Origin of the sequence: Propioniciclava soli (assembly GCF_038502305.1) — a bacterium.
GTDB lineage: Bacteria > Actinomycetota > Actinomycetes > Propionibacteriales > Propionibacteriaceae > Propioniciclava > Propioniciclava soli.
Genome location: NZ_CP115965.1, coordinates 1,161,157 through 1,173,459 on the forward strand (window position 1 = coordinate 1,161,157; position 12,303 = coordinate 1,173,459).

Annotated in this window: 13 protein-coding genes; 6 read left to right on the plus strand and 7 right to left on the minus strand. The window is 72.6% G+C overall.

The window, feature by feature from the left end:
* The first annotated feature begins 30 nt into the window (after positions 1 to 30).
* Together PCC79_RS05310 and PCC79_RS05315 are read left to right on the plus strand one after the other, a co-directional pair.
* Complete coding sequence (locus PCC79_RS05310) at positions 31 to 885, plus strand: bifunctional methylenetetrahydrofolate dehydrogenase/methenyltetrahydrofolate cyclohydrolase (protein WP_342373219.1); 855 nt, start codon at positions 31 to 33, stop codon at positions 883 to 885.
* Positions 882 to 1,286, plus strand: coding sequence for a DUF3017 domain-containing protein (locus PCC79_RS05315; RefSeq protein ID WP_232548875.1), 405 nt, complete (start codon positions 882 to 884; stop codon positions 1,284 to 1,286). The genes PCC79_RS05310 and PCC79_RS05315 overlap by 4 nt, the downstream gene beginning before the upstream one ends.
* A 16-nt stretch (positions 1,287 to 1,302) precedes the next feature.
* Here the strand turns inward: PCC79_RS05315 and PCC79_RS05320 are convergent, their stop codons facing one another.
* Complete coding sequence (locus tag PCC79_RS05320) at positions 1,303 to 3,024, minus strand: AMP-binding protein (RefSeq protein WP_342373220.1); 1,722 nt, start codon at positions 3,022 to 3,024, stop codon at positions 1,303 to 1,305.
* A 97-nt stretch (positions 3,025 to 3,121) separates the two neighbouring features.
* Between PCC79_RS05320 and dhaK the strand changes: the two genes are divergently transcribed.
* Genes dhaK through dhaM form a run of 3 tightly spaced genes read left to right on the plus strand, consistent with a single transcriptional unit; the run spans position 3,122 to position 5,464 of the window.
* Complete coding sequence (dhaK, locus tag PCC79_RS05325; protein WP_232548873.1) at positions 3,122 to 4,120, plus strand: dihydroxyacetone kinase subunit DhaK; 999 nt, start codon at positions 3,122 to 3,124, stop codon at positions 4,118 to 4,120.
* Positions 4,117 to 4,734: a dihydroxyacetone kinase subunit DhaL gene (gene dhaL / locus PCC79_RS05330; protein WP_232548872.1), complete on the plus strand. Its 618-nt coding sequence runs from the start codon at positions 4,117 to 4,119 to the stop codon at positions 4,732 to 4,734. The genes dhaK and dhaL overlap by 4 nt, the downstream gene beginning before the upstream one ends.
* Positions 4,735 to 4,741: 7 nt before the next feature.
* Positions 4,742 to 5,464: a dihydroxyacetone kinase phosphoryl donor subunit DhaM gene (gene dhaM / locus PCC79_RS05335; RefSeq protein ID WP_232548871.1), complete on the plus strand. Its 723-nt coding sequence runs from the start codon at positions 4,742 to 4,744 to the stop codon at positions 5,462 to 5,464.
* A 7-nt stretch (positions 5,465 to 5,471) separates the two neighbouring features.
* On the opposite strand, the gene PCC79_RS05340 is transcribed toward dhaM, so the two are convergent.
* The 3 genes from PCC79_RS05340 to PCC79_RS05350 all read right to left on the minus strand — a co-directional run bounded on the left by PCC79_RS05340 (position 5,472) and on the right by PCC79_RS05350 (position 8,461).
* The gene (locus PCC79_RS05340; protein ID WP_342373221.1) at positions 5,472 to 6,518 is read right to left on the minus strand and encodes a PHB depolymerase family esterase; all 1,047 of its coding nucleotides are present in this window, start codon (positions 6,516 to 6,518) and stop codon (positions 5,472 to 5,474) included.
* Between the two features lie 265 nt (positions 6,519 to 6,783).
* A complete protein-coding gene (locus PCC79_RS05345; protein ID WP_342373222.1) occupies positions 6,784 to 7,773 on the minus strand; it encodes a malate dehydrogenase in 990 nt (329 codons plus the stop codon).
* Between the two features lie 127 nt (positions 7,774 to 7,900).
* Positions 7,901 to 8,461, minus strand: coding sequence for a DUF421 domain-containing protein (locus PCC79_RS05350; protein WP_342373223.1), 561 nt, complete (start codon positions 8,459 to 8,461; stop codon positions 7,901 to 7,903).
* Positions 8,462 to 8,541: 80 nt separating this feature from the next.
* Here PCC79_RS05350 and PCC79_RS05355 point away from each other — a divergent pair, with 80 nt between their 5' ends.
* Positions 8,542 to 9,222, plus strand: coding sequence for a histidine phosphatase family protein (locus PCC79_RS05355; RefSeq protein ID WP_232548867.1), 681 nt, complete (start codon positions 8,542 to 8,544; stop codon positions 9,220 to 9,222).
* 97 nt (positions 9,223 to 9,319) lie between these two features.
* On the opposite strand, the gene purU is transcribed toward PCC79_RS05355, so the two are convergent.
* The 3 genes from purU to PCC79_RS05370 are packed head-to-tail and all read right to left on the minus strand — an operon-like array spanning position 9,320 to position 12,146.
* Entirely contained in the window at positions 9,320 to 10,171 is an 852-nt protein-coding gene (gene purU / locus PCC79_RS05360; RefSeq protein ID WP_425325665.1) for a formyltetrahydrofolate deformylase, read from the minus strand.
* 2 nt (positions 10,172 to 10,173) lie between these two features.
* The gene (locus tag PCC79_RS05365) at positions 10,174 to 11,127 is read right to left on the minus strand and encodes a glycosyltransferase family 2 protein (protein ID WP_342373225.1); all 954 of its coding nucleotides are present in this window, start codon (positions 11,125 to 11,127) and stop codon (positions 10,174 to 10,176) included.
* A gap of 38 nt (positions 11,128 to 11,165) precedes the next feature.
* Positions 11,166 to 12,146 (minus strand): patatin-like phospholipase family protein, encoded by a 981-nt coding sequence (locus PCC79_RS05370; RefSeq protein WP_342373226.1) that lies wholly within the window; start codon positions 12,144 to 12,146, stop codon positions 11,166 to 11,168.
* Positions 12,147 to 12,303: the final 157 nt, after the last annotated feature.

The window sequence follows — 12,303 nt, forward strand, 5'->3', positions numbered from 1 at the left end:
ATCCACCGCAGCCCGAAAGAGGACCCACCCATGACCGCCCGCCCCCTCGACGGCAAGGCCACCGCCGCCGCCCTCAAGACCGAACTGGCCGCGCGCGTCACGGTGCTGGCCGAGCGGGGGGTGGTGCCCGGCCTGGGCACCGTGCTGGTCGGCGACGACGTGGCCAGCCACAACTACGTCCGCATGAAGCACCGCGACTGCGAGCAGGTGGGCATCGCGTCCCTGCAGGTCGAGCTGCCGGCGGACGCCAGCGCCCAGCGGGTGCGGGAGACGATCGAGCAACTCAACGCGGATCCGGCCTGCACCGGCTACATCGTCCAGCTGCCGCTGCCGCGCCACCTGCCCGAGAACGCCATTCTCGAGATGGTGGATCCGGACAAGGACGCCGACGGCCTCCACCCGGTGAACCTCGGACGCCTCGTGCTCAACGAACCCGCCACGCTGCCCTGCACCCCGCGCGGCATCGTGGAGCTGCTGGTGCGCCACGGCGTGGAGCTCAACGGCGCCGAGGTCGTGGTGGTGGGACGCGGGATCACCGTGGGGCGTCCGCTCGGGCTGATCCTGACCCGGCGCAGCGAGAACGCCACCGTCACGCTCTGCCACACCGGCACCCGCGACTTGGCCGCCCACCTCGCGCGCGCCGACGTCGTCGTCGCCGCCGCCGGCGTGCCCCACATGGTGACCGCGGCCATGATCCGCGGGGGCGCGGTGTGCGTCGACGTGGGCGTCAGCCGCGTGGCCGGCGTCACGACGGGCGACCTCGCCCCCGATGTGTGGGAGAAGGCGTCCCTGGTCACACCCAACCCCGGCGGGGTGGGGCCCATGACGCGCGCGATGCTGCTCAGCAACGTCGTCGACCGCGCCGAGGCGCTGGCGGGGCCGTGACCCACCGCCTCCCGGACGAGGCGAAGGATTTCCCCACCCACCACTTCCGACCGCCCCACCCGTCCGACACCGCAGATGAGCCCACCGCCGCCCGCTCCACCCGGCCCACCGGGCCACGGGCGCCGCGGCCGTGGTATGCGCTGATCTGGGGCCAGTGGCCGCTCGCGGTGACGTTGCTCGGGGTCGGTGCCGGGGTGGGCTGGGTGGCGCTGGGGCACTGGAAGCGCGGTTCGTTCCTCATCGGCGCCACCTTTGTCGTCGCCCTGGTGTTGCGCACCGTGCTCCCGGAGCGCTGGATCGGACTGCTGGGCGTCCGCGGACGGGCCGTCGACGCCGTCTGCCTCGCGGTGCTGGGGGGCGGCATCCTGCTGCTGTCCCTCATCGTCCCGCCTGCGCCGTAGGCGACGGCGGGGCGGGTCAGCGGAAGTCGCGGTCGAAGAACTGGTTTTCTCGCGAGCCGGACGCCACCCGCTCGGCCTCGGCAGCCCGCAGCTCGACGCGGCGGATCTTGCTGCTGACGGTCTTGGGCAGCGCGTCCACGAATTCAACAATGCGTACGAGCTGGTAGCCGTTGAGGTGGGTGCGGCAGTGGGCGAACAGGTCGCGGGCGAGGTCTGGGCCGGGCTCGCGGCCGGCGCCCGGGCACACGTACGCCTTCGGCACGGCGCCGCGCACCGGGTCGGGGCTCGGCACGACGGCACACTCCACCACGGCGGGGTGGATCATCAGGGCGCTCTCGAGCTCGAACGGGCTGATCTTGTAGTCGGACGCCTTGAAGACGTCGTCGGCGCGTCCGACGTAGGTGAGGTGCCCGTCGGCGTCCCGGCTGGCGATGTCGCCGGTGTGGTAGTACCCGCCCCGGGTGGCCTCGGCGGTCAGGTCATCGGCCTCGAAGTAGCCGCCCATGAGGCCGAGGTGGTGCACCGCCAGGTCGAGGCAGATCTCCCCCTCGCCCGGCCCCGTCACCGGTTCACCGGTTGCCGGGTCGACCAACTCCACCGCGTAGCCGGGCATGGGGCGCCCCATCGCCCCCGGCCGCAGGGGCTGGCCGGGGGAGTTGCCCACGGCGCAGGTCATCTCCGTCTGGCCGTAGCCGTCGCGGATGGTGTTGTTCCAGGCCGCACGCACGGCGTTGATGACCTCGGCATTGAGGGCCTCGCCGGCCCCGACCAGCTCGCGCGGCGGGTGGCTGAGCCGGCTCAGGTCGGCCTGGATCAGCATGCGCCACACCGTGGGCGGCGCGCAGAAGGTGGAGACGCGGTGGGCGTCCATCACCGCGAGCAGGGTCTCGGCGTGGAAGCGCGCGTAGTTGACGATGAACACCGTCGCCTGGGCGAGGAACGGCGCGAAGAAGTTGCTCCAGGCGTGCTTGCCCCAGCCGGGCGAGCTGATGTTCAGGTGCACGTCCCCGGGGCGCAGGCCCAGCCAGTACAGCGTCGAGAGGTGGCCGACGGGGTAGCTCACCTGGGTGTGCCGCACGAGCTTCGGATGGGCGGTGGTGCCCGAGGTGAAGTACAGCAGCGAGGTGTCGGACCCCGGCGTCGGGCCGTCCGGGGTGTACGTGACCGCCGCCTCGTGGCTGCCCGCATAGTCGACCCAGGTCGCGGGCAGGTCGTCGCCGACGCCGATCAACCGGGTGCTGGGGCGCACGAGACCGAACCGCTCGGTGAGGGCGGCGGGGGCGATCGCGAAGAGGGCGTGCGCGGTATCGACCCGCCAGGCGAGGTCGGCGTCGCTGAGCAGCGTGGAGGTCGGGATGGCGACGCCGCCGACCTTCAGCAGGCCCAGCAGCACCTCCCACAACTCCACGGTGTTGTTCAGCATGACGATCATCGCGTCGCCGCGGCGCAGGCCGAGGTCGGTGAGCCAGGCCGCCACCTGGTCGGAGCGGGCGGCCAATTCGCCGTAGGTGTGCGTGATCGCGGTCAGGTCGTCCTCGACGATGGTGAGGGCCGGCCGGTCGGGGTGCTCGCCGGCGACGACGTCGAACCACTCCAGGGCGAAGTTGAAGGCGTCCAGCTCGGGCCACCGAAAATCGGCACACACGGCGTCATGGTCGTGCGGGTGGTCGAGCAGGACGTCGCGGGCCGCGCGCACGGCGTCGGTGGCGTCGGTGGCGGGGCGTCCGGGGTAGGCCATGGGGGCAGCTTAGGACGCGGCCCCGCGGCCGGCGGGCACCGCGCGAATCCCGGCCGGCCCCTCCCGCGGGGGCCGGCGGAGTGGTTGGATGGGCCTCGTGAAAAAGCTGATCAACGACGCCAGCGATGTCGTTGCCGACGCCCTGCGTGGTATCGAGGCCGCGCATGCCGACCGGCTCCGCATCGACCACGACCACCAAGTGATCCTGCGCGCCGACGCGCCCCGGGCCGGCAAGGTCGGCATCGTCTCGGGCGGTGGCTCGGGCCACGAACCACTGCACGGCGGGTTCGTCGGGCGCGGCATGCTGGACGCGGCCTGCTGCGGTCAGGTGTTCACCTCGCCGGTGCCCGACCAGGTGATGGCCGCCACGACGGCGGTGGACGCCGGCGCCGGCGTCCTGCACCTCGTCAAGAACTACACCGGCGACGTCATGAACTTCGAGATGGCCGCCGAACTGGCCGCTGCCGAGGGCGTCCAGGTGGAGGCGGTGGTGATCGACGACGACGTCGCCGTGACCGACTCGCTCTACACGGCCGGGCGCCGCGGCGTCGGCCTCACCGTGCTGATGGAGAAGATCGTCGGCGCGGCCGCGGAGGAGGGTCTCGACCTGGCGGGCCTGGCGTCGCTGGCCCGGCGGGTGAACGCGTCGGGGCGCTCGATGGGCGTGGCGCTGACGTCGTGCACCGTCCCGCACGTGGGGCGTCCGACGTTCGACCTGGGGGAGGACGAGCTGGAGATCGGCATCGGCATCCACGGCGAACCCGGGCGCGAGCGGCGGCCGATGGCGAGCGCCCGCGAGGTCGCGGCCATGCTGGTGGAGCCGGTGCTCGCCGACCGCGATTTCACCGGCGCACCCGCCATCGTGATGCTCAACGGCATGGGCGCGACGCCGCTGCTGGAGCTGTACCTGATGTACGGCGAGGTGGCGACGCTGCTGCGCGAGGCCGGGGTGGAGATCGCCCGCAACCTCGTCGGCAACTACATCACGAGCCTCGACATGGCGGGCTGCTCGCTGACGGTGCTCGGCGCGGACGACGACATGCTGCGGCTCTGGGATGCCCCGGTGGACACCCCTGCCCTACGGTGGGGTCTGTGACGACCGTTGACCTTGCCCAGACCCAGGCGTGGCTGGCTGACTTCGCCGCCGCCATCCACGAGAACGCAGCGCTGCTGACCGACCTCGACCGCCAGATCGGCGACGCCGACCACGGTTCGAACATGGATCGGGGTCTGACCGCCGTGGCCGCCCTGAACGCCGACGACTTCGCGGACACCGCCGCCTACCTCAAGAAGGTCGGCATGACGTTGGTGAGCACCGTCGGGGGCGCCTCGGGGCCGCTGTACGGCACGTTCTTCCTGCGGTTCGCCGGCGCCCTGCCTGCGGCGGCGGACGCCGCAGGTCTCGGCGCGGCGCTGCGCGCGGGCGTGGAGGGGGTCGCGGCGCGCGGCCGCGCCGAAGAGGGCGACAAGACGATGCTGGACGCCCTCGCCCCGGCGTTGCGTGCCTACGACGAGGCGGTCGGGGAGGGTGTCCGGCCGGCGTTGGAGGCCGCCGCCGCGGCCGCCGCGACCGGCCGCGACGCGACCGTGCCGCTGGTGGCGCGCAAGGGGCGCGCCTCCTACCTGGGGGAGCGCAGCGCGGGTCACCAGGATCCGGGGGCCACGAGCGCCACGCTGCTGCTCGAGTCCGCCGCGCGGAACCTCGGCTGACGCCGCCGTGATCGGCATCGTCGTCGTCTCGCACAGCGCATCGTTGGCCGAGGCCGCGGTCTCCCTCGCGCTGGAAGTGGCGCCCCCCAGCTCCCGCCCGATCGTGCTGGCGGCGGGTGGCGTGGACGGCGGTCTGGGGACGGATGCCGCCGCCATCGCCGCGGCGCTGGGCGAGGCGGACTCCGGGGACGGCGTCCTCGTGCTGGTGGACCTGGGCAGCGCGGTGCTGTCGGCGGAGATGGCGTGCGAGTTCATCGATCCGGACGCCGCCGCGCGCGTCCGCATCTCGCCCGCGCCGCTGGTGGAGGGCCTCGTGGCGGCCACCGTGGCCGCCGCGATCGGCGGCGACCTCGCCACGTGCGACGCCGAGGCCCGGCGGGGGTGCGAGGCCAAGGGCGAACATCTGGGCGCGGGGTCGGCGGAGGTCGATGCGGGTCAGGCGCCCAGCTCGGGTGCGCGCGTGCTCGAGCTCAGGATCGACCTGCCGCACGGCTTGCACGCGCGGCCGGCGGCGGCGATCGCGAGTGCCCTGGCGCCATTCGACGCGCAGGTGACGCTGCAAAACGTGACGCGCGGTGGCGACTCCACCGAGGCCGACAGCCCGATGGGCATCCTGGCCCTGGGCGTCCGCCAGGGCGACGTGGTGGAGGCCACCGTCGACGGCCCGGACGCCGACGCCGCGGCCGCGGCGCTGCAGACCCTGGCCGACGCGGGCTTCGGCGAGTCCTGAGTCAGCCTCAGCCGCGACGCTGGTGGGCGGCGAAGAACTCCCACATCAGCTCGGACGCATCGATCTCCTGCGTGGTGACGCCCAGGGGGCTGAGGTCCACCGCCGTGCCCGGCCACGTGTGACCGCCGCCCTCGACGATGTAGCCCACCACCGCGGCGCGCCGGGCGCACCCGGCGTAGCTGATGCGGGTGACGTGCTCGCTCACCTGCATGGTGGAGGGGCGGGCGCGGCAGTCGTCCAGGTCGGCCCAGGTGGCCAGGGCGAGGTTGACCGAGTATCCCCACCGGAGGTCGGCGCTGCCGGCGAACGGGTTCACGAAGTCCGCGTCACCGTGGAAGGTGAGGACGGCCACGGGGGCGTCCGGTGGGCACGAGGCGGCATCGACGGTGGTGGTGTCGGTGGGGTCCGGGCGCCCCGCCCGGAGCCCGGCCACCGGAGCGATCGCGGCGATGAGATCCGGGCGCGCGCAGGCCAGGGCCGACGCCATGCGGCCACCGCCAGAAAAACCGGTGGCGTAGATGCGGCGCTCGTCCACGCAAGCACGGGCGTCGAGCTGGTCGACCACGGCGCTGAGGTAGGCGACGTCGTCCCGGGCACCGGCCGGGGGGAAGGCGCCCGCCGTCGTCGGCACGCCCGGCACATTCCACGCCCAGTTGCCGTCGGGCAACGGGTCGGTGGTGGGCAAGGGGATCGCCGCCGTCGGCTGGGCCACGATGAACTGCTCCCGGTCGGCGATCGCGCCCAAGCCGCTGATGCCCGCCTGGACGGTGCCGTTGGCGTTGCTGCCGTGCAGGTCGAGGACGAGCGGGAGGGCTTTGCGCGAGGGTGCATCGGGCACGTTCACGCGCACGCGCGTCGTGACGCCCGCGAAGGGGACCTCGACGAGTGAGGTGCCGGCCGGCAGGCTGCGCGCGCAGGCAGCGGCCCGGGCCTGGTCAGAGGGTGCGGCGTGTGCGGGGGGAGCGGCGGTGCCGAGGCTGCTGGCGAGAAGGGCCGCGACCGATCCGAGCGTGACGGCGAGACGACGCAGGCCGAGGGTGGGAGTGGGAGTCATGGTGGGGGATCCTCTCGACGATGAGGGGTGGAACGGGCCCAGTGTCCCGGGTGGGTGCCCGCGGGCACAAGGTGACGGCGACGGTTTTCCAGCACTCGATCACGGCAGAGGTCGGGCGCTGAGCGTGAGCCGATGAATGAGTGCGCACTCACTGCCGGGAAACCGTCGGGTCGTGCCCCGGACGCATCATCGACCGGGAATATCCCCGCGAACAACAGGGACGGCGCCCACCCCGGGGGGGCGGGCGCCGTCACGGCGGGGGGCGTCAGATGAGGCCGAGCTCCTGCACCGCGCTCTTCTCCTCGACCAGCTCGGCGACCGAGGCGTCGATCTTGGCACGCGAGAAGTCGTCGATCTCCAGACCCTGGACGATCTCGTCCGCGCCGTCGCTCACCGTGCACGGGAACGACGAGATGATGCCCTCGGGCACCCCGTAGCTGCCGTCGGACGGCACGGCCATCGACACCCAGTCACCGTCCGGGGTGCCGAGCACCCAGTCGCGCATGTGCTCGATGGTCGCGTTCGCGGCGGACGCCGCCGAGCTCGACCCACGCGCAGCGATGATGGCCGCGCCGCGCTTGGCGACGGTGGGGATGAAGTCGTTCTCCAGCCACTCCTGGTCGTTGACGGCCTCGGCCGCGTTCTTGCCGCTGACCTCGGCGTGCAACAGGTCGGGGTACTGGGTGGCGGAGTGGTTGCCCCAGATCGTCATCTTGGTGATGTCGGTCACGGCCACGCCGAGCTTGGCCGCGAGCTGGCTGATTGCCCGGTTGTGGTCGAGGCGGGTGAGGGCGTTGAACCGCTCGGCGGGGATGTCGGGGGCGTTCTTCATCGCGATGAGCGCGTTGGTGTTGGCCGGGTTGCCGGTGACGAGCACCTTGATGTCGTCGGCGGCCACGGCGTTCAGCGCCGAGCCCTGCGCGGTGAAGATGGCGCCGTTGGCGCTCAGCAGGTCGCCGCGCTCCATGCCCGCGGTGCGCGGGCGGGCGCCGACGAGCATGGCGAGGTTCACGCCGTCGAACACCTGGGTGGCGTCGTCGCCGATCTCGACGCCGGCGAGCAGCGGGAAGGCGCAGTCGTCCAACTCCATGACGACGCCCTCGAGCGCCTTCAACGCGGGGGTGATCTCGAGCAGGCGCAGCTCGACGGGGGTGTCCTTGCCCAGCAGTTCGCCGCTGGCGATGCGGAACAACAGGCTGTAGCAGATCTGGCCGGCGGCGCCGGTGACGGCGACCTTGACGGGTGCGGTGGTCATGATTTCCTCCACGGTGACGGACGTTCTCGATCAGGGGGTGGCTCAGCTTCGAACCTAGCACCGCCGGACGCCGCGCGTGCGCGTCCCGGCCCGGCGCCCGGCCTTCCCGGCGGAGCCGGGGCGCCGCTCAGGCCTGGCCCGGGGCGTCCGGGCCGGCGGCCGTGTTCGCGTCCGGGGCGCCGTGGCCGGACAGGTCGGCCAGGGCGGAGGCGTCCCCCAGCTGGCTGTGGGGGATGACGCTCAGGGTGCCGTCGGTCTCCAACACCACCGCCGCGATCTGGTGGACGTCACCGTGACCACTCTGGCGCACCGCTTGCCGCAGCTCGCTCTCGGCCATGCGGTGGGCCCGGAGGGCGTCCTTCAGCACCCGGCCGTCCTCCAGCAGGAGGGCGGGCGACGCCGTCACGGCGGAGCGGACGCCGGGCCGGCGGGAGGTGAGCGTGGCGATCAGGGCCTGGAACAGGATGAGCAACCCGAGCCCCAGAGCGCCGCCGGCGAGAGACACCTCGTTGGGCAGGATGATGGCGGACAGCATGGAGCCGAGCGCGACGGTGACGACGAAGTCGAAGGCGTTGAGCTGGCCCAGCGTCCGTTTGCCCGAGATGCGCAGGAGCAGCAGGAGGGTGACGTAGGCCACGGTGGCCGCCACCAGGACGCGCAGGAGGTCGCCCCAACCGTCGAAGAACATCGCTCCACCCCTTGTCGTCGGACTGAGCACCCACCCTAGGCGCGGTCGGGCCGGGCGGGACGCCGATTAGGCTGGGCACCATGCGCCTCCTGCTCGTCCGTCACGGCCAGACCGCCTCGAACGTCCACCGGTTGCTCGACACCGCCGTGCCCGGTGCCGACCTCGACGCGGTGGGACGCAGCCAGGCCGAGCTGCTGGTCGAGCGCTTGGCCCACCACCCGATCGATGCCGTCTACACCTCGGACCTGGTGCGCACGCAGCAGACGGTGGCCCCGTTGGCGGCCGCCCGCGGGCTCGAGCCGCGGACGATCGGCGGGTTCCGCGAGATCCAGGCGGGCGAGGACGAGATGAGCCCTGACTCGTCGCGCTACATCGCCGTCCTGAAGGCGTGGGGCGAGGGGGACCCGGAGGCGTCCCTGCCCGGTGGTGAGGACGCGGAGACGTTCCTGGAGCGGTTCGATGCCGGCATCGCCGCGGTCGAGGAGGCCGGGCACGACCTGCCGGTCGTGGTGAGTCACGGCGCCGCCCTGCGGGCCTGGGTGCTGGCGCGCGCGGTGGACCTCGACGTGGAATGGGCGGTGGCGCGTCGGATGGGCAACACGGCGGTGCTGCTCTGCGAGCGGGACGCCGCCGGTGACTGGCGGCTGCTGGACTGGGACGAGGGCGCCCCCGAGATCGGGGCGCCGGCCGAGGACGCCGGGCCCGACGAGCCGGTCGAGGAGGTCCCCGAGGGCCCCGACCTGGCGGACGCCGAGCGCTGACCCGGCCCGCGCCGACACGCTCACTTCGGGCTCAAACTCCGGCTCCGAAGCCGGAGTTTGAGCCCGAAGTGAGCGTGTCGCCGCCTCGAGGGACGCGTCAGTGGAAGATCACCGTGCGGTTGTCGTCCAGAAACACCCGGTGTTCGGCGAACAGCGCCACCGCGGCGGCGAGGGTGCGGGACTCCTGGTCCTGCCCGATGGACTGCAGCTCGGCGACGGACTTGGTGTGGTCGACGCGGGTCACGTTCTGCTCGATGATCGGCCCCTCGTCGAGGTTCTCGGTGACGAAGTGGGCCGTGGCCCCGATGAGCTTCACCCCACGCGTGTGGGCCTGCCGGTACGGGTTGGCCCCCTTGAACCCGGGCAGGAACGAGTGGTGGATGTTGATCGCCCGCCCGGCCAGGGCGGCGCACAGCTCGGGGGAGAGGATCTGCATGTAGCGGGCCAGCACCACGAGCTCCACACCGTCGGAGGCCACCGCGTCCAGCACCTCGGCCTCGAAGGCCTTCTTCGTCTCGGCCGTCACCGCACGGTGCGTGAACGGCACGCCGTGGAAGCGCGCCAACTCGCCCAGGTCGGGGTGGTTGGCCATCACGCCCGTGATCTCGATGGGGATCTGCCCGGCGCGCTGCCGGAACAGCAGGTCGTTCAGGCAGTGCCCCGCCCTGGACGCCAGCACCAGGGTGCGGCGCCGGCGTCCGACCTCGTCCAGGTGCCACGCGGCATTCAGGTACGCAGCCAGCGGGCGCACGGACTCCTCGAACGAGGCCCGCTCGAAGCCCGACTGCACCTGCACCCGCATGAAGAAGCGGCCGGTGTCGACCGAGCTGAACTGCTGCAGCTCGGTGATGTTGCCCTGGCTGGACGCGATGGCCCCGGTCACCGCGTGGACGATGCCGGGGCGGTCAGGGCACGCCAGCGTCAGGACCCAGTGGGAGGGGTCGGTCACGGTCATCCTCGCGATTGTTTCCGGGTCGCCCAGTGGTGCCGGGCGAGGTGGTATTTGCGGCGGGCCAGCGCGATGAGGCCCACCTCGCGGCTGGCTGCCTCGGCGGCGTCCACCCGCTCCTGCAGGATGTCCAGCCGGCGGTGCAGCGCCTCGAACTCGTCGGTGAGCAGCCGGGTCAGGTACAGCAATCCGCCCGCGCCGTTGCGTTCCACGTAGTCGCGCAAGTGGAGATCACGCACGAGCAGATCGAACCGCGCATGGTCGGCGTCCTGCGTGATGCTGTTGGACGCGGCCCCGGCGGCACCGGGTCGCTGGTGCCAGAAGGCCAGGGGGCGGTCCACGAAGCCCACCGCGTAGGCGCTGAGCAGCCGGAGGTGGAAGTCCCAGTCGCCGGCCACGGCCAGCTCCTCCCGGTACGTCCCGATGGTGGCGTGGACGGCGCGACGGTACAGCAACCCGATCGGCACTAACCGGTTGATGCGCAGGAGGTCCGACAGGGTGACGTCGGTGAGATCGGCCCAGAAGGGGTGGCGGCCCACCTCAACGACGCGGTCGCCGTCCAGTTCCTCCAGCACGATGATCGTGCGCGTGACGACGGCCGCCTGGCCCGGGTGTGCGTCGAGGTGCCCCACCGTCGTGGCGAGAAACTCCGGATCCCACGTGTCGTCGTCGTCGTGGACGCACACGTAGGCGCCCTCGGTCTGTGCCAGGCCGGTGTTCGTGGCGTCCTCCATGCCCGCGGACGCCGTGCGGTGCACCACGCTGACGCGCCCGCTGAACCGCGCGTCACGCTCGGCCACCAGTGCGTCCACCGGCGCAGGATCGCCGACGTCGTTGACGATCACCAGGTGCCAGTCGGTGAACGTCTGGGCCAGCACGTCGTCGAGGGCGCGTGCCAGCAAGCGCGGTCGGTTCTTGGTGCGCAGGATGATGCTGACGCGCCCCGGAACCGACATGGGCTCCAAACTAGCGTGAACGGCCCCGGGTACGCCCGTCACAGGCCTGCCTCGTCGAACGCGCGGGCCGCGCGCTCGCGTCCCAGGGCGATGAGCTCCCCGGCCCGATGGAAGTCGAAGGGGCTCGCGATGTCCATGCCGAACTCGACGAGGACGTCGGGCGGGCTGGCCGCCATCCGGAACCGCGTGATCATCGCCTGGCTGGTCTCCAACGACCGGCTCACCACGTCGGTGGTGCGCAGCCCCTTCGGCAGCGCGTCGAAGTCCGACGGCGCGGCGTCCGACGCCTGTGCGACCTCCGGGGGGCCCGCCCCCTCCGGCTGGTGGCTCCCGGCGAAGCGACCCTGCCACCAGTCCAGGACGCCGCGCACCTGGTCGGACTCCAGGACGCCGCGCCGCAGGCGTCCGGCCAGCTCGCCGAACACCCCCTCGGAGTTCGCCGACTCGCTGACCGGCTGCTGGCTGGTGCGGGTGTCGCGGGCTCCGGAGAGGGACACGGCCACGGTCAGGTCGGCGGGGGTGCCGAGCAGGGGATCCACGGGCACGGGGTTGAGGATGCCGCCGTCGGCCAGCAGCCGGCCCTGCATCATCACGGGCGTGAACACGCTGGGGATGCCGATGGACGCCCGCATGGCCAGGGCGAGCGAGCCGCGCTGGAACCACACCTCGCGGGAGGCGGTCAGGTCGGTGGCCACGGCCGTGAACGGAATGGGCAGGTCCTCGATCAGCGCGTCGTCGAGCAGGTCGGCCACCCGGTCCATCACACGGCGGCCCCAGAACACGCCCGGGCCGGAGAACGCCGGGTCGAGCAGCAGCCACACGTCGCGGGCGGTCAGGGTCTCGACCCAGGCGCGGTAGTCGTCGAGCCGGCCCACCGCCTCGAGGCCGCCGACGACCGCGCCCATGGACGTCCCGGCGATGGCCGCGACGGCGTGTCCGCGCTCCTTGAGCTCTGCCAGGACGCCGATGTGGACGTACCCCCGGGCGCCGCCGGAGCCGAGGGCGAGTGCGATGCGCATGCCGGCAGGATAGATCGGCACCGGGGCGACGGTCGGCGACGTGCCGCACGCGTCCCCGGCGGTCGGGTAGCCGCTCCGATACGCTGGACGGAGCGCCGAGGGGGCGCGACGCCTCGGTGGCACCGCCGGGGAGCCGACATGGATGGGAGATCCCCCA